19 protein-coding genes are annotated in these 25,773 nt (G+C 44.5%); 7 read left to right on the forward strand and 12 right to left on the reverse strand.

Annotated elements, in window-relative coordinates; translation table 11 throughout:
* Nucleotides 1-156 (reverse strand): transposase (locus tag L1D22_RS17800; protein ID WP_239829853.1); only part of this gene is annotated, 156 nt, incomplete at its 3' end.
* Between the two features lie 343 nt (nt 157-499).
* Here L1D22_RS17800 and L1D22_RS17805 point away from each other — a divergent pair.
* Complete coding sequence (locus L1D22_RS17805; protein WP_239830717.1) at nt 500-1,411, forward strand: LysR substrate-binding domain-containing protein; 912 nt, start codon at nt 500-502, stop codon at nt 1,409-1,411.
* Between the two features lie 139 nt (nt 1,412-1,550).
* Here the strand turns inward: L1D22_RS17805 and L1D22_RS17810 are convergent, their stop codons facing one another.
* Nucleotides 1,551-1,751: a DUF4250 domain-containing protein gene (locus tag L1D22_RS17810; RefSeq protein WP_004741624.1), complete on the reverse strand. Its 201-nt coding sequence runs from the start codon at nt 1,749-1,751 to the stop codon at nt 1,551-1,553.
* Between the two features lie 113 nt (nt 1,752-1,864).
* Nucleotides 1,865-2,545 carry a hypothetical protein gene (locus L1D22_RS17815; RefSeq protein ID WP_176680109.1) on the reverse strand — a complete coding sequence of 227 codons (681 nt, stop codon included), beginning with the start codon at nt 2,543-2,545 and terminating at the stop codon, nt 1,865-1,867.
* A gap of 237 nt (nt 2,546-2,782) precedes the next feature.
* Here L1D22_RS17815 and L1D22_RS17820 point away from each other — a divergent pair, with 237 nt between their 5' ends.
* The gene (locus L1D22_RS17820) at nt 2,783-5,182 is read left to right on the forward strand and encodes a YgiQ family radical SAM protein (RefSeq protein ID WP_239830718.1); all 2,400 of its coding nucleotides are present in this window, start codon (nt 2,783-2,785) and stop codon (nt 5,180-5,182) included.
* Nucleotides 5,183-5,283: 101 nt separating this feature from the next.
* Here the strand turns inward: L1D22_RS17820 and L1D22_RS17825 are convergent, their stop codons facing one another.
* Entirely contained in the window at nt 5,284-5,922 is a 639-nt protein-coding gene (locus L1D22_RS17825) for an XRE family transcriptional regulator (protein ID WP_239830719.1), read from the reverse strand.
* Between the two features lie 131 nt (nt 5,923-6,053).
* On the opposite strand from L1D22_RS17825, the gene L1D22_RS17830 reads away from it, so the two are divergent.
* A complete protein-coding gene (locus L1D22_RS17830; protein ID WP_239830720.1) occupies nt 6,054-7,268 on the forward strand; it encodes a benzoate/H(+) symporter BenE family transporter in 1,215 nt (404 codons plus the stop codon).
* Nucleotides 7,269-7,345: 77 nt separating this feature from the next.
* Here the strand turns inward: L1D22_RS17830 and L1D22_RS17835 are convergent, their stop codons facing one another.
* The 3 genes from L1D22_RS17835 to L1D22_RS17845 are packed head-to-tail and all read right to left on the reverse strand — an operon-like array spanning nt 7,346 to nt 10,300.
* Nucleotides 7,346-7,810 carry a GtrA family protein gene (locus tag L1D22_RS17835; protein WP_239830721.1) on the reverse strand — a complete coding sequence of 155 codons (465 nt, stop codon included), beginning with the start codon at nt 7,808-7,810 and terminating at the stop codon, nt 7,346-7,348.
* On the reverse strand, nt 7,797-9,284 hold the full coding sequence (locus L1D22_RS17840) for a glycosyltransferase family 39 protein (protein ID WP_239830722.1): 1,488 nt from the start codon (nt 9,282-9,284) through the stop codon (nt 7,797-7,799). The genes L1D22_RS17835 and L1D22_RS17840 overlap by 14 nt, the downstream gene beginning before the upstream one ends.
* Nucleotides 9,281-10,300, reverse strand: coding sequence for a glycosyltransferase family 2 protein (locus tag L1D22_RS17845; protein ID WP_239830723.1), 1,020 nt, complete (start codon nt 10,298-10,300; stop codon nt 9,281-9,283). The genes L1D22_RS17840 and L1D22_RS17845 overlap by 4 nt, the downstream gene beginning before the upstream one ends.
* Before the next feature lie 125 nt (nt 10,301-10,425).
* Between L1D22_RS17845 and L1D22_RS17850 the strand changes: the two genes are divergently transcribed.
* The 4 genes from L1D22_RS17850 to L1D22_RS17865 all read left to right on the forward strand — a co-directional run bounded on the left by L1D22_RS17850 (nt 10,426) and on the right by L1D22_RS17865 (nt 14,376).
* The gene (locus L1D22_RS17850) at nt 10,426-11,103 is read left to right on the forward strand and encodes a response regulator transcription factor (protein ID WP_239830724.1); all 678 of its coding nucleotides are present in this window, start codon (nt 10,426-10,428) and stop codon (nt 11,101-11,103) included.
* Nucleotides 11,100-12,398, forward strand: coding sequence for a HAMP domain-containing sensor histidine kinase (locus tag L1D22_RS17855; protein WP_239830725.1), 1,299 nt, complete (start codon nt 11,100-11,102; stop codon nt 12,396-12,398). The genes L1D22_RS17850 and L1D22_RS17855 overlap by 4 nt, the downstream gene beginning before the upstream one ends.
* 92 nt (nt 12,399-12,490) lie before the next feature.
* Nucleotides 12,491-13,420: a 1-aminocyclopropane-1-carboxylate deaminase/D-cysteine desulfhydrase gene (locus tag L1D22_RS17860; protein ID WP_239830726.1), complete on the forward strand. Its 930-nt coding sequence runs from the start codon at nt 12,491-12,493 to the stop codon at nt 13,418-13,420.
* A 218-nt stretch (nt 13,421-13,638) separates the two neighbouring features.
* On the forward strand, nt 13,639-14,376 hold the full coding sequence (locus L1D22_RS17865; RefSeq protein ID WP_060467434.1) for a dienelactone hydrolase family protein: 738 nt from the start codon (nt 13,639-13,641) through the stop codon (nt 14,374-14,376).
* 78 nt (nt 14,377-14,454) lie between these two features.
* Here L1D22_RS17865 and L1D22_RS17870 read toward each other — a convergent pair whose 3' ends face one another.
* From L1D22_RS17870 to bcsA, 5 genes are all read right to left on the reverse strand, one after another.
* Nucleotides 14,455-15,708 carry a D-amino acid dehydrogenase gene (locus L1D22_RS17870; RefSeq protein WP_239830727.1) on the reverse strand — a complete coding sequence of 418 codons (1,254 nt, stop codon included), beginning with the start codon at nt 15,706-15,708 and terminating at the stop codon, nt 14,455-14,457.
* Nucleotides 15,709-15,986: 278 nt separating this feature from the next.
* Entirely contained in the window at nt 15,987-19,757 is a 3,771-nt protein-coding gene (locus L1D22_RS17875) for a cellulose synthase subunit BcsC-related outer membrane protein (protein WP_239830728.1), read from the reverse strand.
* Nucleotides 19,748-20,857, reverse strand: coding sequence for a cellulose synthase complex periplasmic endoglucanase BcsZ (gene bcsZ, locus L1D22_RS17880; RefSeq protein ID WP_239830729.1), 1,110 nt, complete (start codon nt 20,855-20,857; stop codon nt 19,748-19,750). The genes L1D22_RS17875 and bcsZ overlap by 10 nt, the downstream gene beginning before the upstream one ends.
* Complete coding sequence (gene bcsB, locus L1D22_RS17885; protein WP_239830730.1) at nt 20,854-23,148, reverse strand: cellulose biosynthesis cyclic di-GMP-binding regulatory protein BcsB; 2,295 nt, start codon at nt 23,146-23,148, stop codon at nt 20,854-20,856. The genes bcsZ and bcsB overlap by 4 nt, the downstream gene beginning before the upstream one ends.
* On the reverse strand, nt 23,138-25,771 hold the full coding sequence (gene bcsA, locus L1D22_RS17890; protein ID WP_239830731.1) for a UDP-forming cellulose synthase catalytic subunit: 2,634 nt from the start codon (nt 25,769-25,771) through the stop codon (nt 23,138-23,140). The genes bcsB and bcsA overlap by 11 nt, the downstream gene beginning before the upstream one ends.
* Between the last annotated feature and the right edge of the window lie 2 nt (nt 25,772-25,773).

Below are 25,773 nucleotides of genomic sequence, written 5' to 3' on the forward strand. Positions count from 1 at the left end.
AGAGGGTAGATCCCGCCAAGGAATACCTGTTCTCATTCGATAAAGTATTCCTTCAAATGTCATTCGATGTTCAGTTTTATCGTAAATACGACCTGTACTTTTCATAACTTGGAGTAGCAGTTTCCAGCGAATATCAGTTAGCATTGTTCTTGGCATGGTATTGGTTATGGTTTTACTTTTGGCGAAGCAAATTATAACTCTTTACCATGCTGTTCAAAAAACACTCTCGAAAGATCAACATGCCCTAGTTTCTGTTCAAACGGCCTGTCGTAATTTTGATTATTAAAAAAGGCGTCTGGATGGCTAAACTATCTACCCAATAGGAATAATGAACAACGTCCAAATATTCATCTTGTTTATTAAAAATATTCATCTTGAATAAACCAAAGATGAGGAACTTAAATCCATCTGGACATCTAGACGTTTACAAATAATAAAAAAACCCGTAGGGTGATTATTAAGAAATATTGAATTGGCTTAGGGAATATGAGGAATACTCATGATAGAGCTTAAACACCTTCGAACATTGACCACCTTGAGAGACAGCGGCTCACTGACAGCAACTGCAACCTCTCTTCACTTGACGCAGTCGGCGCTTTCTCACCAATTGAAAGACCTTGAGGCGCGTATTGGCGGTCAGCTTTTCCTTCGTAAAACTAGGCCAGTTAAATTCACCTCTGAAGGTGAGATTTTGCTTAAGCTCGCCGATGAGATACAGCCAAGAATCGCTAAAGCAGAGAACGAGCTCGCAAGCCTGAAAGAGGATGTGAATGGGCGTTTGCACATGGCGATCGAGTGTCACTCATGCTTCCAATGGTTAATGCCCGCTTTGAAGGAGTACCAAGTTGCTTGGCCAAGCGTGACATTAGATTTTTCATCGGGCTTTGGTTTTGAACCCCTACCCGCATTAATGGCTGGCGAATTAGACTTGGTGATCACCTCAGACATTCAGCCGCGTTCAGAAGTTCACTACGAGCCACTTTTCGATTTCGAGATGCGTTTGATCACTGCAATTAATTCGCCTTTGGCTGACAAACCAAGCATTGAACCGCAAGATCTTAGCGATCTCACTATGCTTTCCTACCCTGTTCAAAAGCAGCGCTTGGATGTAGTGAAGCACTTTTTGCAACCTGCTGGTATTGAACCGAAGAAATGGAAACAGGCTGACAACACATTGATGTTGGTTCAAATGGTATCGGCAGGGCTAGGTGTCGCGGCATTGCCAAATTGGGCAATCAGTGAGTTTTCACGACAAGGCTTAATCGCCAGTAAGCCATTAGGGAAAGGACTCTCGAGAAGACTGTTTGCAGCGGTGAGAAACTCAGAAAAAGACAAGCGCTACCTACAGGCTTTCTTTAGCACAGCAAGGCAGCAAAGTAAGAGTCACCTTGATGGTATTGAGGTCGTTTAACAATAACCATCATCAGCTAACTCCGCTTACACCAAGCACAAGAGACAAATGCCAGAAACAAAAAAAGTCACAGATAATCTGTGACTTTTTAGTTTCAGTACCGATGATTTTCGATATCTGTTGATTCGCGAAAAATAGACTATCTTGCGTAAGATTTAAACTGGTTAGTCAGTGGGTCGTATTGATAGCCAAGCATATCAAGCTTACCGACGACACTTTCTATATCCATCTCATACATGCTAATGAGCTCTTCAAAACTGTCGCACTCTAAGCGCAGTTTCTCGTTCACTATTCCCAGCAAGATAATGCTATCCAAACTTTTGACGTTGCTTAAATCCATCTCGTACTCCTTACGAACACACTAACTAAAATTAAGTTTAGAACGCTTACTAAGGTCACGCTAAAAAACAGATCACACTTCTTAAATCAGATACGTGGTTACCATACCCAAAGTTACAGAGCCCAAACTGGCGTTAAACCAACAGCAGCCGCTAATAACATCAGCAATGAAACCGTCAGTTGAAGCTTTTCAGGTGTCTTAACGAACAGTAGATGCCAACACCACACCACGATAGAAGAGATCAACAAAGCAAAGCTAAATAGCAAAGTGGAAATTACTGGCTCTAACTGAGCTTCAGAGAGTGAGTAAACATTCACGACTGTCGCCAGTACCACCAACATACCCGTCAATACACCCACCACAGGAAGAACACGGTGGAACGCTTGCAAACGCGTTCTTGCGATCGTCAGCAGTAAATGACCAAACGCAGCGCCTAACAATACCACCAACAGCAGAGTCGTAATGATACCGACTGTGGTTGCTTGCTCAGTCGCTTGAATAGCAACGTACGACAACGCCAAACCACACGCCAAATACATTACCCAGATAGGACCAGAATCACGTGTCTTTTTGGTTTGAACTTGAGAATAGAAATAAAAGATTGCGAACACGACCAGAAAGGCTTCAATTTTCACTGAGGCAACCGCCAGCCACAACACGCCAATTGCAGGTAACATCTTGTGAATACGGCCACGTTGTCCCGGGCAAATATCCCCTTTCACCAAGATGAGGGTTAAGATCAGTTGGGCTCCTAAAAGCATTGGAGCAAATTGTACTAATAACGTTTCGACCATTGTGGATCTACTTCTTCAGACTTATTTTCGCGAATAATATCAAAAACTGCAGCGAACACTAATCAAAATCACAAATTAGCGACGTTATTCAAGGCTTCAACTATGCTGTTGCATGGCTCTTTTGCTGCTTTTAAAAGCGATAACACGAAAGACATCAGAACTAACAGGGACATGTTCTACTGGCTAGTCAGGGCGCATGTCGCTATAATTCCCGCCTCAAAAATCAGAGGTCGAAATATGTACAGCGATATCACTCCTATTCACGAACACAAAAAATACTGGGCCGAGTGCTACGGAACTGCACCCTTTTTGCCTACCAGTAGAAAGGAGATGGATGCTCTTGGATGGGATAGCTGTGACATTATTATTGTAACTGGTGACGCTTATGTCGATCACCCGAGCTTTGGTATGGCTATCATTGGCCGTCTTCTTGAAGCTCAAGGTTTCCGCGTGGGCATTATTGCTCAACCTAAGTGGGACAATAAAGATGCCTTCATGAAGCTAGGTAAACCTAACCTATTCTTCGGCATCACAGCGGGTAACATGGACTCCATGATCAACCGCTACACCTCTGATCGCAAATTACGTCACGATGATGCTTACACGCCAAATAACGAAGGTGGTAAGCGTCCTGACCGTGCAACTCTGGTTTATTCTCAGCGTTGTCGCGAAGCCTACAAAGGCACACCAATCGTTCTTGGTGGTATTGAAGCGAGCTTGCGCCGTGTTGCGCACTACGATTACTGGTCGGATAAAGTTCGTCGCTCTGTATTGTTTGATGCAAAAGCAGACATCCTTCTTTTTGGTAACGCTGAGCGCGCACTGGTTGAAGTGGCACACCGCATCGCTGATGGCGAAGACATGTCAACGCTGACAGATATTCGCGGTACGGCAATCAATCTTGCTGCAGCGCCTGAAGGCTTCAAAATCATCGACTCTTCTCGTATCGAAAAGCCGAACAAAGCTTACGTGCCGGTAAACCCGTACGAAGTGGAAACGCAATGTGATACTAAGAAGGATGAGAAAGAAGAAGTAAAAGCGCAGCCGATCACGATTCGCCCTTCTCGTCACGATGCAAAAACAACAGCCGTTCGTATCCCTGCATACGAGAAGCTAAACAACGACCGTATTCTTTACGCTCACGCTAGCCGTATCTTGCACCTAGAGACAAACCCGTACTCAGGTCGTGCTTTGATTCAACGTCACGGTGACCGTGAACTTTGGGTTAACCAAGCACCAATTCCACTGACGACTGAAGAGATGGATTACGTGTTTGGCCTTGCTTACAAGCGTGTTCCTCACCCGATGTATGGCAAAGCGAAGATTCCTGCATACGACATGATCAAAACCTCGGTGAACATCATGCGTGGTTGTTTTGGTGGTTGTTCTTTCTGTTCAATCACAGAGCACGAAGGTCGTATCATTCAAAACCGTTCGAAAGAATCTATCTTGGATGAGATCGAAGACATTAAAGATAAAGTACCTGGCTTTACCGGTACGATTTCTGACTTGGGTGGCCCAACGGCGAACATGTACCGTTTAGGTTGTTCAGATCCGAAAGCAGAGATTAACTGTCGTCGTCCATCATGTGTGTTCCCTAAAATCTGTGAGAAGCTAAACACAGACCACCAACACACGATTGACCTGTACCGCTCTGCGAGAAAAGTACCGGGCGTTAAGAAGATCATGATTGCTTCTGGTGTTCGCTACGACTTGGCGATTGAATCTCCGGAATACGTGCGTGAGCTTGTGACGCACCACGTAGGTGGCTACTTGAAGATTGCTCCAGAGCATACTGAAAAAGGCCCTCTGGATCTGATGATGAAGCCGGGCATGGGCACTTACGATCGTTTCAAAGAGATGTTCGAGAAGTACAGCGCGGAAGCCGGTAAGAAACAGTATCTAATTCCTTACTTCATCTCGGCTCACCCGGGCACAGAAGATGAAGACATGCTTAACCTTGCGTTGTGGCTGAAAAAGCACAACTACGAGTGTGACCAAGTACAGAACTTCTACCCATCGCCAATGTGTAATGCAACGTCGATGTACTACTCAGAGACTAACCCTCTGAAGCGTGTGAAATATAAGAAGCGTGAAGATGTGCCAGTACCTAAAGGTGACCGTCAACGTCGTCTGCATAAAGCACTGCTTCGTTACCACGATCCAGAAAACTGGAAGATCATCCGTGAAGCGCTAATCGATATGGGTAAGAAACACCTTATCGGTGACAAGCCGGGCTGTTTGATTCCGGAAGAAGACTTTGATGCACAAACACCTGCACAACGTCGTAAATCTGGTCGTCACGGATCGCAGCGTTTTGCAACGAAGCACAGCAAATCTCAACCGGGTTTAGGCGGCGAGAAGCCACGCAACCATTCCAAATCTGGTGACAATAAGCCTGGTGGTAAAAAGCCGAATGGTAACGGTAACAGCCAAGGCAATGCTAACCAAGGTAACGGAAAGCAAAACGGTGGCGGTAATGGCAACGCTCGTAAGCCAGCTACTGGCTTCATTAAGAAAGGCCCTGGTGGTCAATCACAAGGCAATGGCGGCGGAAACCGCAACAAAGCCGGCAATGGTCAAGGTGGCAAACCTGCTGGCAACGGAAAGAATCGCCAACGCGCGACACAACGCTAATATTGTGAGCCAATAAACTTAGTCATAATAAAATACAAAGCGCAGCTATTTAGCTGCGCTTTTTTGTGTCTTGAAGCTTTTCCAAGCCGTAACCAGTACAGTTATGAACGCTGCCACTGATCCGGATAATGGATGATGTTATGGAAAACCGCTTGTTCAGTTCCGATGTTCTTGTATCCATGAAGTTGTTCGGCATTAAAACGCACCGCTTGTCCCGGACTCAGTTCATACCAGCTATCATCGAAGAACACCGCCATACGACCTGAGACACACAAGATATGCTCAATCACCCCAGTACTGTGTGGTTCAGAATAGTGCTCATAGTTCTCTGCTAGCCCAAGCTCATACACTTCAAAGCCTAACGAGGGTTCAAAAGGAAAAACAACACTGACTGAGAAGCCCTTATTCAGGCTTTCATCGCGCAGTTCATTAGCGTCTCGGAACAAGCTCACCAATTCATCACTAGAGCAAGACAGAATCAAGCTAGAAAACGAAACGTTCAAGCCCGTCGCGATTTGCCATAACTTGGCTACGGTCGGGCTAGACTCTCCACGCTCAATCTGACCGAGCATCGCTTTACTGACTCCAGTCGCCTTTGCGGTCGCGTCTAGGCTCCACCCTTTCTCTTTACGAATTCGTTTTAGGTTGTGGCTGACTTGCAACTCGTCTTGACCACTTAAGCTCTCTTTTAGATTAACGCTAGCTTCTACATTCATGTTCTTCGGCATGTTTTCGTTCATCTACCTACTTAAGTTTGCTCATGACTAAAATTATCACGAACAAAATTTATACAAATAACACTTGTGCGCTATAACGCACGAATGCTAAGTTAGTTCTATGTATGTTATAACGCACAACGAGAGTGGTTAGTATGGGTCAGATTAAGTTTTCTCACATCAGTACTGGTTTTATTGCAGTATTTATCGGTTATGCGAGTGCGGCGGCGATCATCTTCCAAGCGGCGACCAGTGCAGGATCAAGTCAGCAACAGATCGCTTCATGGTTTTGGGCGCTCGGAATTGGTATGGGTGTGTCGACGATTTCGCTTTCGTGGCGATACAAACAGCCAGTCGTGACCGCATGGTCTACGCCCGGTGCTGCGCTACTTATCACCTCGTTGGATGGGCTCACCGTAGAGCAAGCTGTGGCGATCTTCCTATTTAGCTCGCTGCTGATCACCATTACGGGTCTAACAGGCATCTTTGATACGCTACTTAAGAGAATCCCCACATCGATTGCCTCTGCAATGCTAGCAGGTGTGTTGTGGATGTTTGGCATCGGAATATTTACCTCTTTGTCTCAAGAAGCAATTATCATCGGCACTATGTTAGCCGCGTATATTTTTGCTAAGCCTAAGTTTGGTAATTTGTTGATTCCTTTTATCTTACTGCTTGCCGTTATCATGAGTGGCGTCGCGGGGAAACTCGATTTATCGGATGTGAGCTTAACGCTGACTCAACCTATGTTCATCACCCCAGATTTTGACTTGGCGTCGCTGTTGAGTGTTGGAATTCCACTATTTGTGGTAACAATGGCATCGCAAAACCTTCCTGGGTTCGCGGTGTTAAAAGCCAACGGCTATAACCCACCAGCATCACGAATTATCACAACAACAGGCATTACGGGGTTATTACTTGCGCCCTTTGGCGGCTTTGCCTTTAACTTGGCAGCGTTAACAGGCGCAATATGCATGAGCCCGAACGCTGACCCAAACCCGAAAAGTCGTTATAAGGCAGCACTGGCGATGGGAGGTTTCTATCTGTTGGCAGGGATATTAGGCACAACTTTTGTGTCTCTGTTCTCATCGGTTCCGCAAGCCATCATTATAACCATTGCGGGATTAGCCTTATTGCCAACTCTTGCGAACTGCCTAACGACGGCACTTGCTGATGAGATACATAGAGAGGCTGCACTCCTCACCTTCTTGCTTACCGCTTCTGGGATTAATTTTGCCGGAGTTGGCAGCGCGTTTTGGGGATTGGGTTTAGGTTTAATTTGTTACGCGATCAAGAACTGGCAACTAAAAGCGGCTCAAACGAAACAGGCTCTACCTACACAAGCGAACGAAGGCAAAGAGCAGAGTTAGAATTAGCAGTCGTTCTCAATAGTTAACGTTCAATAGAAAAGGCTAGTCATTGTACGACTTGCCTTTCTCTTTCTTTTTTAGCGGGTAAAGACCCAATACTGACTAAACAGATAGTTCGTCACCATGCCGACCAAAATACCAACGGCCATCGCGATAAACACAGCGCCAGTAAACGCTGGCAGTAATTCAGTCATCAACTTGAAGCACAAGAGATTAGGTACTGCAGATATCGACGCTGAGAACATGAACTTTTGCCACTGAATCAGTTTTTCAGACCAACTACCCTGCCCTTTGAACCCAAAAGTCAGCACACGATTACCAAACCAAGTTGTCGTTGCAGCCGCAATGAAAGAGCCAATTCTCGCCGTCATTAAAGGCAAACCAACCATGTAATGCAGCAAGGCAAACACCGCACAATCAACAACAAACCCACCCACACCAACCACAGCGAACCGAACCATCTTGTGATGGGACTGAAGCCTTTGAGTGTGTGTCTGAAGCTTGTTATTGATCATTTTCAGCCCTGAGTTAACGCTGAACATCACTTGCACTTCTAATGTGGCTCAGCGACAAATTTGGTTTGATATTTTGGCTATGGCAACTAAACAAAGCGCGCTTTATTTTCACCGTTGGTTCCAAAATACACGTTAACGCGTTGTCTTTAATCTTGGTTTCTACTTCTGCTCTTTTACCAATCAAATAGAATTTGTCGATGCCATCTAGTTGTTCGATATCAAGCAGTTTTTTTGCTTGCCCGTGGCTATAAAACTGCCCAGAGAACGGTCGTTTACCAACATAAAAACTTGGCGATGAATCGGTGATCTGTTCAAAGATGATACGGTCACTCTTCTCGTTCGCCTTGCCTAGATTCAGGTAAACCATCGCTACCATCAGCAACACAGGCAAAACTAAAGCAACGCTAGAGAACCACTTCTTATCTTTTTCCACTACGAGTATAGCAATCAACAAACCCAGAGCCGGAATACCTGGCAGAACGTAAGCAGGAAGAATATTGCCCGCCATAGTGAAAAGAATCAGAGGTGAAACCAACCAACACACAAGGAATGAAAACAGCCCGCTATTCTCAGCGTTAATTTCCACAATTTTCTTACGTCGAGCAAACGCCAATATCGGCAATACAATCGACCAAGGCGCAGCAGCTTGGATCCAGAATATCCAAATCATGCCTCGTGTTTCATCATGAGCGGATCCGTACAGATCCCCTTCCCAACCACTGACTACAAAACGCTTAAAGTGTTCACCAACAATAAAGTAATCAATAAAACCCGGTGTCGCCATTTCTGCCATGATGTACCATGGCAGCGCGATCGCTAACATCACACCTAAGCCAGACAACAGTGGGAAACGTTGCCAAAGCGCTTTGAAAGCACCAAAGAAGCCATGTTGTAATACCAACCAAGGGAAAACTGCGATACCCATGATGACAATCGCTACCGGCCCTTTTGCAAGCAAACCTAACGCTAAACCAATAAAGCCAACGTAGCCCCAATTTCTATTGGTCTTCTCATTCCCTTCTCCCTTCTGAGCCTCTCCTCCTAGCCAACATAGATAGAAACCCAACATGGCAATGGTCATCGCCAAGGTTAACGCGATGTCAGTCATCACTGCGCCCGCAGCGATAGAGAAAATACCGCATGTCGCCAACACTACGGCTGCGACCAACGCACTTCGTCCTGTTCGCTTCGCCATGTAAGCCGTCAGCAAAATCGTTACGACACCCGCTAACCAATGAGGTGCTCTAACGGCAAATTCACTTAGGCCGAACAACTCAATACCCGCAGCACTCATCCATGTAAACAGCGGTGGCTTACCCCAGAAAGGAATGCCGTAGTCGAATTGCGGTGTTAACCAGTTTCCTGTTTCCACCATTAAACGAGCCATTTCACCGTAGCGCGCTTCAGTGGTGTCCATTAATGGATAAGTTGCCAAAGATAAAAGCCTTAGAATCAATGCAAAAGCCAACAAATACCATAGGTGCGTTCGGTTCAGGCTCATGCTGACTCCTCTAATTTAAAATGTGTTTTTAATGCAGGTGTATCGACCACGGATTGGATCAGATACAAAGGACGATTCTTGGTTTCGATGAAAATACGACCTATGTATTCCCCCATCAAACCAATACTCAAAAGTTGAATGCCGCCAAGGGCAAGTTGAACGACCATCATTGATGGGTAACCCGTGATAGGCTCACCAAACATCAGGGTTTTGAACACGATGACCATCCCATACACAAAAGCCGTTAGGGCAACAAGGCCACCGACAGCCGTTGCAATACGCAGTGGTCGAATAGAGAATGAAGTAATGCCATCCATCGCTAAGCCAATCAGCTTCAAGTAGTTCCATTTGGTCTCGCCGCAAAAGCGAGCATCGCGCTTAAATTGGATCGTCGCTTGCCTGAACCCCGGCCAAGAGAAAATGCCTTTCATGTAGCGATTACGTTCAGGAAGTTGATTGATATGGTCAACGACTTCACGGCTCAACAATCTAAAATCACCGACATTTTCAGGAACATCGATCTTCGCAGCCACGTTCATGACTTTGTAAAAGCTCGCCGCTGAAAACTTCTTAAACCAGGTTTCACCGTCGCGCTGGCTGCGCTGCATGTTGACGACGTCATAGCCTTCGCGCCACTTGGCAACCATTTGTGGGATAAGCTCCGGCGGATCTTGCAGGTCTGCATCTAACAGAATCACCGCTTGTCCGCGACAATGCTCAAGGCCAGCGCTCATGGCCGACTCTTTACCAAAGTTACGGCTTAAACCAATAACAGAAATTGAGCTGTTGATTGAAGTAAATGAACTCACCAAGTCCAAGCTGTTGTCTTTACTGCCATCGTCGACATAAACAATTTCGCTCGTGATCGGTAAGCTATCGAGAACCTTAGTCAGGCGAGAGTGAAACTCTTCCAGCACCTCTTGTTCATCGTAGAAAGGCACAATGATTGAAAGAGATACCGCAGGTTTAATCTGCGATGTGGATATCTTAGGGCGGCTAATGTGAAGTTCAGACATAATACGTTCTTCCATTTTTTAATCTGAAGCCAATCTACCCTCCTATAAGTGAAAGTTATGTTATTGACATATTTTTCACGCTCACTCAGGATAATGTTACTGTTTATTTCTGTATGAGAATCAAAATGAAGCGAGTTCTATTAGTCGAAGATAACCGTGAAATTGCAGGTGTCTTATTTGATTATTTTGAGTGTATTGGCATGGAACTCGATTACGCAGACAACGGTGAACTTGGCCTACAACTCGCGTTGGAAAACTCATTTGATATCATCATATTGGATCTGATGTTGCCAAGAATGGACGGCCTCACGGTTTGTAATAAACTGCGAGACCAAGGCAACGCGACACCCATTTTGATGCTGACTGCACTGGATAGCCGAGAAGATATGCTAAATGGCTTTGAACATGGTGCCGATGATTACCTCACCAAGCCTTTTGATTTGGATATTCTAGAAGCAAGAATGAATGCACTGGTTCGTCGGTACCGCGGAAAGGTCGCCTCTTCTAAACTTCAGTTCGATGAGCTCACCATAGACCAAAAGACTCGTAAAGCTTACCGCCAAAACAAGTTACTTGTGCTGAACCCAACCACTTACACCATACTTGAGATGCTTTGCCAAAACGCACCTGAAGTAGTGACTCGCGAAGATATCTCATACAAGCTCTGGGAAGAAGACGAGCCCAATAACGATGTGTTACGCAGTCACATCTATCAATTGCGTAATCAACTCGACAAGCCTTTCGACACGCAAATGTTAATCACTGTGCCTAAAGTTGGATTCCGTTTGGAGTCGTCGAATTGATCCTAAATGTTCTCACAAGCACCAAAACCTTAACCGGCCGCCTTGCGCTTTTCTTTGGGGTAATGGCGGTTATTGTCTCGGTTTTTACCTACATAGTGTTTATGTCTGCGCTTTATCTATCAGAAGATCGCGTGGGGGAAAGACGTATCTTGATTGATCGAAACTATGCGGTCGAGCAGTTTCAGTCAGGAGAGAATGGTAAAATTCGTATCGATGGCCTTACCATGGCATACAATAACATTTCATTCATACCTGCCGAATACCGGAAATACATTGAAGGTAAAGATAGCTTTGTTGGTGAAGTAGGAGAAGAGCCTGATTCACGTATGGTGTATGTCGGTGAGTATTCTGATGAAGGGGAAACCTATCCAATCATCCTTTTGTCTGAAGTTGACCGAGTCGAGTTTAGTCATGACGAATTGGTGTACGCAACAACATTCGTTTTAACACTACTTTCCGTTTTGATTTTTAGCTTTGGAGCTTTACTCTATCGATTGTCGAAACGACTGATTGAGCCTTTTAACTTACTATCCGAGCAACTCGAATCCAATAAGCTTAATCTCAACGAAGAGTTTGGTGTGAGTGATGATGCGGCGGTGGAATTTCGTCAACTGACTGATCAGCTCAATCAATATCGTCGAGAAATCAATTCGTTAGTCAAACGTGAACAAGCCTTTGCTCGCTATTCAAGCCATGAATTGAGAACACCGCTGACAGTTGCTCGCGGAGCGAATAAGCTACTCCTTCGCAGTGAAACAACTGAGTTTCAATCTCGCCAGGTTGAGCGTATCGATGACGCCATTGTTCAGATGTCAGAAATGGTCGATGCCTTACTTGGTCTGGTTCGTTATGAAAGAAACAGTGACGATGCACCGCTGCGTTTATTCAGCCAGCAAGAGCTAGAGACAATCGTTTCGAAAAACTCGCTACAGGCAGACGAGAAGGAAGTCGAGATAACCTTACAAGTTCAATCAGAACCCACCATTCAAGCCACCAGCGCGATCATGAATATGTTGGTCGGAAACTTGTTGAGAAACGCGATTGCAGCCACCAATAGCGGTACAGTAACGGTAATCCTTTCACAAGGCTGTCTTGTTATTGAAGACCAAGGCGAAGGCCTGCAGGAACAATACAATCCGAATGGACACGGGCTAGGTTTGTTGATTGTCGATGACTTGTGTCAGCGTTTTGATTGGGACTTTGAATTGTTCAATCGCAGCTGTGGTGGATGCACAGCCAAGATCACTTTTCAAACCGATTCATCTGCATCAATATCGAACGAAAACTTGATTTAGTTGGTTTACAGCCGCCTCTGGCTACTAGATACTCGTCCGTCCTATTTGATTTAAAAATGCTGGCTCTTTAGTCAGCATTTTGTTTAAGTGCGATGAAACTAAATAATAGCCCTGTAACTCAGCATCAATTTAACGACCACACCTTTTTCTTAAAGCGTGACGATCAGCTTCACTCCCATTTTTGCGGCAACAAAGCCCGTAAATTCATGAAGCTGCTGGAAGACGATCACCCAAAAACCACCACCTTGATCAGCTATGGTTCTGCGCAGGCGAACTCTCTGTTCTCACTCTCCGCACTTACAAAAATTAAAGGCTGGACGCTTGAGTTTTACGTCGACCACCTCCCTCAATGGCTACAAGAACGTCCTATCGGTAATTACCGTGGTGCGATTGACCTTGGGGCTAAGGTTATTTCCGTCAAAGAGACGGGCTCTGAACTTCATCCACAAGAGTATATAGATCAAGTAAGACAACCTGACTCCCATTGCATTGTATTACCTGAAGGTGGACGCTCTCAGCTTGCTGAGTATGGTGTTAAGCAATTGGCAATGGAAATACTGAGCTGGACTCGCTTCGAAAACCAACACGATTTTGTGGTTGCACTGCCCGCGGGCACAGGCAGTACTGCCCTGTACCTTCATAAGCATTTAAAACTGCACAACATCCCAGTGTTAACCTGTGCTTGTGTTGGTGGCAGCGACTATTTAACGCAACAATTTAATGAGCTAGGTGAAACCGATCACCCACAGATTTTATCGCTCGAAACCAAACACCACTTTGGAAAATTGTATCAACAGGACTATCAAACTTGGTTGGATCTGCAAGAGCAAACCGACATCGAGTTTGACCTGCTTTACGACCCATTGATGTGGCAATGCTTAGAAAAATGGCAACAAGATAACCCAACCAAAACCATTATCTACATTCACCAAGGTGGCATCTTAGGTAACGAATCGATGTTGCCACGCTATCAGCGAAAATATCCGGATATGTGCCTTAGCACGACCAACGCTTCCTGGTAATTGCATCCCGTCACACCTAGCTCTGGATATGCAAATTTCCGTAATCTAAGAACACCGTCATACAGCCATCACACTTCATCGTGATGGCTGTTTGAGCATTCCCCCTTCATCTTGCACCTCTACGCTTACACTTCAAATTAGAAACAGAAATCTGGCGAGAATCATCGTGTTATCTATACTTTCGATTGGAACGTCATTGTCATCTAAAGGAATAACGCATGCGAAAACTCACTACACTCGGCCTGTTTTCAGTTTTACTACCCTTTTCAGCAATTTCTGGAGAAAACGTTACTTACCAAGTCGACGGAATGGACTACGAAGGTTATTGGAGTGAAGCCAGTGACCAAGCGCCTCTGGTGCTGCTAATACACGATTGGGATGGCTTAACGGATTACGAAAAGAAGCGTTCTGAGATGCTCAACGAACTCGGTTACAACGTGTTCGCCATCGACCTATTTGGTAAAGGCATTCGCCCAACCGAAGTGAAAGACAAAAAGCAACACACAGGCGAGCTGTACAAGGACCGAGAGAAAATGCGTGCGCTGCTCAACGCTGGAGCCATGGAAGCGAAAAGACTTGGCGGCAACTTAGATAATAACGTGATGATGGGATACTGCTTTGGCGGAGCTGCTGTATTGGAAGCGGCTCGTGCTGGAATTCCTTCGAAGGCTTATGTCACCTTCCATGGCGGTTTATCAACACCGAAAGGCCAAGACTACTCGCAGACTAAGGCTCCGGTTGTCGTGTTCCACGGAACGGCTGATACCATGATTTCAATGCAAGATTTTGGCAACCTTGCCGCTGAACTTGAAACGACCAAAGTTCCACATGAAATGATCACCTACAGTGGCGCTCCCCATGCGTTTACCGTGTTCGGCTCCAATAATTACCAAAATGAAGCTGACCAAAAATCGTGGGAAAGATTCACGCATGTGTTAGAAACCACTACCCGATAAGCCGTAACACTTAAACCAAATCAGCCCATGCTTAATAATAAACATGGGCTAATTCGTATGACCAAGTCTTTTGATGAACTACATGTAACGATGGATACTCAAGTCGTCTGCTTTTATATCGCAATCCGAGCCACTGACCACACTCGCTAATAGCTTTCCTGAACCACATGCCATCGTCCAACCCAACGTCCCGTGACCAGTATTGGTAAACAGATTCTTAATCGGTGTTTTGCCGATGATAGGTGTGCCATCTGGCGTCATCGGCCTTAAACCTGTCCAGTATTCTGCCTTCGAGAAATCACCCGAATGTGGGAAAAGATCTTTTATCACCATATCAATCGTAGCTTTACGTTTTTCTGGAATCAGGTAATTGAAACCTGCAAGCTCTGCAGTCCCTGCAATACGAATTCGGTCGTCGAAGCGAGTCATCGCTACCTTGTAGGTCTCATCCATAACCGTTGAAGTTGGTGACTTTTCCGCACTCACGATCGGCAATGTCAGAGAATAACCCTTCACGGGATATACAGGGATAGATAAATCGACTTGCTTGAGCAGTTCACGAGAATAGCTTCCCGAAGCCACCACATAAGCGTCCGCTCTGAATTCACCTTGGGTTGTCATAATGCTTTTTATGGTTTGGTTCTGATGATTCAAACTCACCACTTCAGTATCAAACGCGAACTGAACGCCAAGCTTCTTAGCTTTTTCGGTCAAAGCTAAACAGAACTGATGGCAATCACCCGTTTCATCATGAGGTAAGTATAAACCGCCCACCAGCTTATCTTTCACGTCCGCCAAACCCGGTTCCACCGAAAGACACTGATCAACACCAAACAACGAGTGTTCGATTCCGCTCTCTGTTAGTAGCTTCATATCCTGCTGAATCGCGTCCAGTTGCTTTTCGTTTCTGAAGACTTGTAGCGTGCCTTTCTGCCTACCTTCATAAGCCAACTCTTCAGTGGTTCTTAGATGAGTGAGGCAGTCTCGACTGTAGTTTGCCACTCTTAACATGCGTGACTTATTCACAGCATATTTGGCTTCGTTACAGTTGGCGAGCATCTTGGTCGCCCAAGAAACTAATTCAGGGGAAAGTGACGGCTTCACTTTTAGTGGCGCATGCTCTTGAGTAAGCCACTTCATCGCCTTCAACGGAATACCAGGAGCTGCCCATGGTGAAGAATAACCGTAAGAAATTTGCCCGGCATTCGCAAAACTGGTTTCTTTACCACTACTATCCTGGCGGTCGATAACCGTCACCGAGTGGCCCTCTTTCGCCAGATACCATGCGCTGGTCAACCCAATAACGCCGCTACCAATTACAATTACTTCCATTCTCTTCCCCTAATATCCGACACAACAAAATGTGTCGAACACTGCTGTTTGTTTCAAACTACTTTCGTTAATAATTTGTAACTTATTCAGCACGTGTTGACTTAACAATGCATACAGTGTTGATAAAAAATCAATTCACGAGTAAATCTGAATATGAGTTTGGGAAGTGTGACATTGGGGAGGTTATCGAGCGATCTGATAATTAGTGAAAGTTTACTTACAAAAATATAAAGAAAGCGACTCTCTTGAGCCGCTTTGGGATTGTTTAGTCTTGGTTTCTAGTAAAAATCACTGTACAGGATTGGCGTTGCAGGAGGAACCTCAATAGGTTGCCAACGGTCATTGAAGGTATATTTGGCATACAACATAAAATGGTTCGGTGTGTAAAACTCCGAGCGCTGTAAATCCAGTAATGCACCTAAATACCAACGCTTACTCACGCGCTTTTCAACAGCTGCTTGAAAAGAAGAACCAAAGCCCCCACCCGATTCAGACGTACCATTTGGGCTCAGGTAAGGTGCATCTTCTTGCGTCCATGAATTGGAAATAGAGCCACTTAATAAATATGACCAAGTGTTGTCGTATCGACCGTAGTAATTAACAGGTAACGAAACCGACAGATAACTTTGCGGGCTGTAATAACCACCATGGCCCAGCGAATACTCACCAAGATTTTTATCATACCCAAGATAAATCAGGTTTGTTCCGATACTCAAACGCTCGTGATCGTTAGAGATCAACTTGTAATAAGCCCCACCAAGAACACCAAGTCGATTGTTATCCTCGACATTTTCACCCGTTAGCGTGTGATATTGAAGGCTGCTCCAAAAACCGTAAGGCCCTCCAATATCCCAACTGGTATTAAACTTAACTCCCGTTCTTACAACTCCCCCCCACTTAGTTCCCTCTATATCGGGAGTACCAGAAGGAACTAACATTCCCGCGTAAGAGAGTGTACTGCTTGTTTCTGGACGACGAGAGGCAACTGCGGTCCAGCCGAACTGCCCTAAGTCACCCTCAATACTGACACCACCAACCAAAGTCGTGTGGTCAAAACCTACTGGTGTTGTACCAATATCAGCACTCCAGTTTTTAGCTTGCCAACCAACACCCAAACCCAAACCTGATGAGCTATCTTGGAACTGTTTGCCTGATGAATTCGATGATTTGTCATAATATTCAAGGTTACCTGAATCAATTGATACATAGTCGGCTCTAAGCAACAGGTGGCCTTCCCATTCTTCAATAGGCAACCTAGCTTCAATCGGTACTTGATTTGATTGATTTTGACCATCCCGAGCACTGTAATCCCAACCAATAATAATGTGACCATCACTACGGTCATGTAACGCATCTAAATCCGATTTTACGTTTCGTGTTAACCAATAATCATCACTTTCATTGTACAAATCTCGTAGCGACGGAGTTGGTGTTTCTAAAGTGCCTTGTTGACTCGTTTTTTCTATTCGGTCACTGTTCAATGCTTGATAAGCTCTCTCTTCCGCTAGTGACCACTGGCGATTTTTCATCGCAATTGCCATACCGTCTCGGTATTCAAGCGCGCCCGCATCTGCCTTAGTATCTAGTAATGCGTTGAGCTGATTTGCATCTTGCACATTACCTTGCTGATTGAATACATTCGCCGTTGTCATCAATTGTGATGCCGATAACACGTCAGCCTTTTGGCTTAGAATAGGACGATATTGGTCATAGACAGCGGTATCTCCACTCATAGCACTGGTACGCAGCATACCAATTTCAGCTTGGGTTTTGTAAGGTTCAGGCTCTGACAATACCCGACTGTAAAGCGCTAAAGAACGATCTAAGTTTTCATTTTCTAGCATTAAGTCAGCCTCAGACAAAATACGTCGAGTTCTGAGTTCATCAAACTGTATAAATTCTGATGCAGTAAATTCTTGCGCATCAAAACTCGGAGCCAATCCATTAAACCAAGTATCAAAATCTTCAAATTTATTCAAATTAACCATCAACCCACCATAAGCGAGCTGCTCATCAGTAGAGATAAATGAAGACGAATCAATGCTCCTGTAAATCCTATCCGCCTCTTTGGTTTCACCAACATCAACCCAAGCGCTAGCAATACGAGATAATGGTTGAACTTGACCTTGATATTGGACTTCTAGATCCCTTAATTTTTCTGAGACCGATTTAGGTGATTGCTGGTAACGTATTTCGATACCCTGAAGCTCAGAGTCTAACTTTAACCGGGTAAGGTTTCGCTGCATGGAGTCGGTTATATCTTGTTGTGGAACACTTTCTAGTTCAACAATGGCTTGGGCAACTCTCAAGCTCTGTGCAAGATACAGTGCATAAGCGAACTTCATTTCAGGATCTGAGGTATCTTTTGCCCAACCTTCCATCAATTGATCTGCACGGGGTTTATTCCCCATAGAACGAACAACACCTGCAATATCTAATCTAAGCCAAGGAGAACCCGGATTTAATTTGATTAGCGCTTCGACAGATTCAGCCATCACCTTGTCATCATTATTAGCAATGGCGTCTCTTAAGCGAATCAGGATAATCTCAGAATCAATACTGCTAATTTTATCTTCAACCACTAACTTCTGGGCTGAGGAGTATTGGTTAGCCACTTCTCTAGCTTCATGCCAATTCCCTTGATAAATCTCAACGTCAAGTCTTCCACGCAATGCCGAACCATTCAGCGAATCAAGCGACAAAGCCTGTGAGTAAGCCTTGTCAGCGGACGAATACTTTTTTTCCTCAAGGAAGAGAGCGCCTAGAGCGACAAAAGCATATGGTTGTGTATTATCTAGCGCTATCGCCTTACGGTATAATCGTTCAGCGTCTCCAAGTTCTCCTCTGGCTAACTGGAGATCTCCCTGATCTAAATATGCCCAATACTGAGATGTTTCAACCAACGTAGTCCATTTAGAAGAAGTATCTGGGTTCTTATCCAATAATTGAGCTTGCTTGAAATACTCAAGTGCTTTTTGTTGTTGCCCCTTTCGCAGATAGACTTTCCCCATCCCGCCTAAAATCTCCGGATCATTGGGACGCGTGGTAATGGCATAACGCAACTGCGCTTCTGCTTGATCGGTTTTTCCCAGTTCGAGCAACTCTAACCCTTTTAGCTTTGCTAGGTAAGTAGGATCTTTACGTAACTCTTGTTCTTGGATCCAACGCTTCCTAGCCGCTTGATTTGCTTTTTGAATCTCTAAGTCTGAAGGGTAGTAACTCGCGAGGACTGCATATTGCTCCGTCACTTGCTTTGAAATAGGTAATTGATCTAAAGCTCTTAACCAAGAAGTCGCAGCACTCGTTCCTACAATAGGAGCCAACGCCAGTTCTCGATACGTATCCAAAATCCAAGGGTCACCCGGGTCTACTTTTCGTATATGGTTTGCCAATGCAAGCTGAAATTGAGGAACACCCGGGTAATCAGCATTAAGACGTTCAAGTCCAACCTTCACTTTATCCCAGTTATCATCTAGGTTGGCTTGAAGCTGCAAGTACTCAAGTTCAAGCGCAGCAGAAGGCATCCCGTTAGGAAAAACAGTTTGATAAGCTTCGATGGCTTCTACATAGCGACCTGATTTAGCCAATAACCTTGCTCGCTGATAATCAGCTCGCTTTTCACCTTGAATTGCCATTATCGAAGACAGAGACTGGGTTTGTGGTGAGTTAGGAGCAATGTCTTTTAAGCGTTCGTAGCTTTGCTCTGCCAATTCAGGCTGCTTACGTTTCAAGAACATAGTTCCCTGATAATAAAGCCCAGACAAGTTAGCTCTTTCAATAGCAAACAGCCTTTGTAGAGTACTTTCTACAATATCGTCACGACCAATTGCGTCTGCAAGTTTTAGCTGTTTGATTAGCCAATCCACGGAATCAACTCGTTCAAGAGAAGAAGATAGCTGAACCAACTGAACTGGCTGATAAACCAACTCACGTTCCGCCTCAGATAGAGGTGTCGAATCAACGCCAACCGCCAGTACTGTGCCAGCAGAACAAATACTACTCGCTACAATAACGGGAGCTAACCAATAAGAACCTACCCTTACTGACATTGCTTGCCCCATTTAGGTTGCAACTCACCATGTTCGCCAAATCGGAAGCGTTCGTTGTGCCAACCAAGACCAAATAAGCCCAACACATTGTCGTAATAATGATCGTTCCTGCTAGTCACTAGTTCATTTTGAGCGCGAGTAACCTGTGCCTCAAGAAGATTGGAATAATCCATTGAAGCAAGGAAAGGTAACGCGGCAGCTGAAAAGCCGGCGCTACCGGGTTGAGAATACTTACCTGTTTCTGTATCGACCTCACGTGGGGGCGCGCCTAACCGCTCAATAGCGGTAGCAAACGGCCCCATTTTCTTAACTAAATGTTCTTTCTCTTTATTTTTTTCATTGAGCATACCGACCCACAAGTATGTTCGAATTGCGTTATAGCTCCCAATTGGCCCTGTGACTTTGTCTTCACTAAATCCTTTGCCATTCAAAGTTACCCAATCAGGACTAAAACCCGCAGTCAATGTTTGACCAAGTATCAAAGTACTCGATTGGTACATTGAATCCCACGAGTATTGTGGATAGAGCTCTTTCATCCGAGCAATCAACTGTAAAGGAACATAACTAGGGTTCAAACGATAGCTACCTTTACCAAGATCAAAGCCTTTTGGAGCTGGAAGCAAAGTCGTCCCAACACCTGCTACATCAACCGACTCTTCTCTCAATATACGAGCAGCTAAAAGATGCCCTAATGACTGATAGTAATAGTTATTCCATAAACGTCCTGCTTCACCCAGCGCATAAGCAATCCACAAATCAGAATCTGAAGCTGGGTTTGTATCGAGTATGCCAAACTGCCCATCAAGTCTTTTTCCCCACAACCACGCAGGTAACCTAGCCGTTAAATCACCACCAGCTAGGTTCGCTTGTGTCCATTTCAATACTTGATCAAATGTCTGCTGGTCGTTAGCTACCAACGCAAAAAACAAAGCATAAGACTGACCTTCTGACGTCGTGATCAAACGTTCATCACTGCCATCAATTACTCTCCCATTCTCAATGTATATTGATTTGAAATTGCTCCATTGAGGCCACTCACATGTCGCAGCCATAAGCTGAGGAGACAATAAGAGCGACAACAAAAACATTAACTTCTTCATTGTTCATCCCCCTCTGTTTTTTCTAAGCGCTGAGCCGCGATTTGACGTAATACTCGCCATAACACGATGGTTACAATAACCATCATCAACGCAGCAAAGCAGGCAATAAGAATCGGATGACTCGAAAAGTGATACCAAATCAACTGCCAGACTGGTAGCTCGCCAACATAGTAATGGGCACCTACATTGTAACTTGCAACCTCGTCATTTCTGACCGTAATAAGCGAACCAAACATGTGTTGGACTTTACCTGAATCGCTTAACGCACTGTCTATAGCAGCAAAATCAGACGGTTGTGCTGCCATAATTGACACTAAGCTACGATTGCTTGTAAATGGCGATTCCATCCCATAAATTGCGGCGAATGAACCATGAGCTTCTACTGAAACATAGTCGGTTGCATCTTGCTCTGTATTCGAAGGACTCATCCAGTTCATGCCAAGTTGTTCCTCATTTTTACTTGGCAATCGGATTTGACGTTCTCCAGCTTCCATAACAATATTCAACTGCTCTGGAGCATAGCCTGCTTGTTGAAGCTCACTAGCAACACCAATACTTAGTATGTCTTTATCTGCCAAAGACTCACTATCCCAATTATCGGTTAGCATAACCTGAAGACCCGGGTAACCAGAGTCTCTGCCTAAAGACCCCATAATATTGAGAAAAGTTTGTAATGCTTCTCTTGGTGCGTCCTTTGGCAAAATAATCGCTGTTTCCGACAGATCTGCCATCCTTGTGTATGGAAAACCCGAAGTCGCAAATGCACGCATATTAGGCATTTCAATGTAATGAGGGAAACCGCTAAAATCGATAGTTGAATCGCCATCAACCACCGCGTATTGCTTACTAGGTTGTGTCACTTGACACTGTCCATCAGTCACAGAAGCAAAGCCAAACTCAAAGTCGATTTGGTTCTTACTACCAACCTTAAATGCGGGGATTCTTACTCGATCACCCGAACTTAAAAAACTGTCATCAAGCAATGGGACCCTTACACGATTGGAATCGCCACCCTGCCCTTCTGTTGTTAAGTTAAAGGCTTGAATGAACTGGTCATTAATGCTTAACGTCAAACGAGACCCAGAGTGATCATCGGTTGGCGGAGAGTAACGATAGTTTAAATCCATCGGTATACCACGGCTCTGCCAAGTAAACAGATCCGGTGGTAAGCGCAGGCTGACACTAATTGGCGGAGGCGTACGACCTTCAACTTGAAGCACACTTTTCTGCTCAACAAGCTCAGACAAAGCTACAGGGCGATCTGTACTAACCCAGTTTGGCGAATCATAAGGAACTCGTGGTTTGATCTGTTTAACATCGTTAACCTTCGCAATCGGCCCCGTCAAGACTTGATGACCTAATGCTAACCCTTGGACTGCCGTGTTTAAGTCGTCGCTATCACGGCCAACGACTAAAAGAAGTTTTACATAAGGATCCGTAGGGTGAGTGATCACTTGTAGATAGGGGCCATCTGTATCAGGGAAATCTCGTAAAAAGTCGGGTTTATTGTCATTTGTAACAAAAACTACTGCATTACGATCTGGCAAAGTATCAAAACTCAAAGGAAAATTTGCCCCACGCCAACTAGCCAATGCGCCAAAATATGAACTGAGTACACCCGCCGCTTTAATATCATCAAGGCTATATTGGTCTCCTAAAACAACGGGCAGATCCAACTTGTTAAAATCTCGAACATCAAAAAATGGGGCTGGCAATAAGCTCAAATCACTCTTGATCATTGTCTTCTGAACAGACATTTCAATTCGACTACTTTGACTGATCTCAGCCCAAATACTCGAATCATTGGGATTTGCGCAATCTGTTCTTGTGTTGCCAATCAGCTCAAAGCGAATTTGGTTATAATTGCTGAAATAACGCGTATCTAGCGGTATAGATAAATTCAGCTTTTGTCCTTGTTGCCCATCAACAATAGACGTCACTCCCATCAGTTCATTATTCAAATACACTTTTACGTGAGAAACCAAAGACAACAGTGCTGGAGATGGAGTTATATCAAAATATAAAGTCGCCTGTGAAACGACCTCATCAAGGCGAGAGCCGAACCCAACATAAGCACTTGCCTCACTCCCTTGAATCGCAATCGAACCGTTATAGCCCAGTTGACTAAATGGAATGACGCGCTGCACGATTTCGGCACTTTCACTCAGGCTCAGCAACCCTTCAGCAGGCGCTTCTAGTTGATATTGATTAACATTATTTGCGGCGGCATTACCCGAAAAGCACGCGATTGAGAGTGCTGTTAACGCCGTTATTGTTTTATTATTTAGCATGACTTTGGGTCCTGATTGGGACATAGCGTGGTCTCAACGACCAAATAAATACGAAACTATTTAAAAGTAAATCCACAGAAACTCTTATAAAATTAGGGCTGTGTTTCAATAAACGTTTATAGCCATTAAAACCAACTTGGAGCACTGCTCGCATGCTCGATAACGGTTTATCTGACTGATATCCTTGCTGCCATTTCGCCCATGTATCAGCTCGAGCGAATGTACATTGAACATATTGAACTTGCTGTTGATGAGACAACTCCTCCAAACGAAGTCCAAAAATACCTTTAGATGCGTAAGCAACGGTCATTGGGAAAACGAATTCTTGTCCACCACGTTTGAGCACAACGTCTAAACACTGACCAAGTAAATACTCACAAGTTTTATCATCGGCATCATCGATCACAACCCTAATACCGCCTAAAGAAAAATCCTTCATTTCCGCCTGAATTAAATGTCCTGTATGAAGCTTAACCCAAATTGGCATTGAAACTTCTACTCGGTGGTCTTTACGAACTTGCTTCGCCTCAACTGCTACAGCAACCGCTGCCCCCAATATCAACAAGTTGTATAAGGTCCAGATCAAATTAACCATAACGGTACCAATCTCATCATTTGGTCCCCAGCCCAAGCGATAGAAACCAACACCAGCCCCTAAAATATTGAGGGCAACGAGAACTAAATATGGTCTCGAGATCACCCAGTCGTAATGAGACTTCTCAACTAAACCACCTTTGGCTGTAACATTAAAAGTACCTTTATGTGGAGCAAACAGTGCAACAGTCGTTGGTCTTGCGATGTACCAAGCTAACACTGTTTCATAGACCTCACCCCAAAATGAGTAACGATGGTCACCCTGCATTCGCGAATTCGTCATACTGGCATGTATCATATGTGGTAACACATAGAGAATAATGGCAAGTGCCGGTGCGTAAATGACATACGAGTGTAAAATCAAAAATGCGAGTGGGGCTATTAAAAATACTATCCTCGGGATACCAGATAAAAAGTGCATCATCGCGTTTAGGTAACAAAGTCGCTGTGACAATTTAAGCCCTTTACCTATCAGTGGGTTATCTACACGGAATATCTGCGCCATACCTCTAGCCCATCGAATACGTTGACCAACGTGTGCTGATAGGGTTTCAGTCGCTAAGCCTGCTGAAATTGGCTGTTTTAAATACGCAGAACGATAACCAAGACGATGCATTCTGAGAGAAGTGTGTGCATCTTCTGTTACCGTTTCAACAGCAATACCGCCAACTTCCTCTAACGGGTCACGCCTTAAAACAGCACAAGAACCACAGAAAAAAGTCGCGTCCCAAAGATCATTGCCATCTTGAATCAAGCCATAAAACAAACTCCCTTCATTAGGCACGTTTCGAAAATTCGACAAGTTGCGCTCAAACGGGTCAGGAGAAAAGAAATGGTGAGGCGTTTGTATCAACGCAAGCTTTGGATCTTTAAGAAACATTCCCATGGTTAACTGAAAAAAAGCTCTCGTCGGAATATGATCGCAATCGAAAATAGCCACATACTCACCATGGGTTTGCTTCAACGCATAGTTGATGTTGCCCGCTTTGGCGTGTTCATTAGTCGGACGACGGATATAATTAACTCCGACGCTATTAGCAAAGTCTCGAAAACTGTCACGCTTACCATCGTCAAGAATATGAATGTTCAGTTTATCTTTTGGCCAGTCAACCCCAAGCGACGCATAAACTGTTGCTTTAACAACATCCAAATCTTCATTGTAAGTTGGAATCATTAAATCGATCGTAGGCCAACTTGAATGGTCTTTTGGCATAGACACAGGCTTGCGACTCAAAGGCCAAATATTCTGAAAATAGCCCAGCAAAAGTACAATCCAAGAGTAAGTTTCTGCCAAAAGTAAAATACTCCCCAAGATAAGAGCTACCGGGTCGTCCCAATTTAAAGTCGATGAGTAACGCCACCACAGATAGCGACACGAAGCCGTCACCGAAAGAATAATCAGCAACATGGTGGGGAAACGTCCAGGCATACGACGCACCATCATAGCCAACGCCCAAAGCAATAATATGAACACGGTTTGAGCTTGATAGCCAAAAGGAACGGTAAAACAAAGCAACGCAATAAAAACGACAATGAAAAGCAGCATATAGTTCAAAAACATAACCAATTTGCTTTCGTTCATACGTTCACGTACTTCGGAGCTATTGGTTTGATCCGCAGCCTTCTCTAGCCAAAGAACCAATTTAGATATTTGAGAGAACGGTATATAAAATGCGTTTTTCAACCAAGACAAAGCATCGCTAGCGCCAGCTAACACTTTCTTAGACAAGAATTTGCAAGGTCTTTGCTTAAAGAAAACAAGCCACAACGTTTGAATCATGAATCGAACAGGGTCAAGTAGCCTTGGAGCTGTAAAGTTAATATGTGGGTACAAATACAGAGGCAGCTTCCATGTAGCAATCCCCGCTATTTCAGGTTTCAAAAGAGTAAAACAAAACGAGAACCATATCGACAAAATCATCTGCCCTACTCTTGTACTATTGCAATTCCAGTACTTCTCGTAGGTTCTCGTTTGAGACTTAAATTGCTCCGTTATCCAAGGTTGGAAAATCAAATTCAGGCTACGCATTA

This window comes from Vibrio sp. Isolate34 (assembly GCF_022397915.1).
Lineage (GTDB): Bacteria > Pseudomonadota > Gammaproteobacteria > Enterobacterales > Vibrionaceae > Vibrio.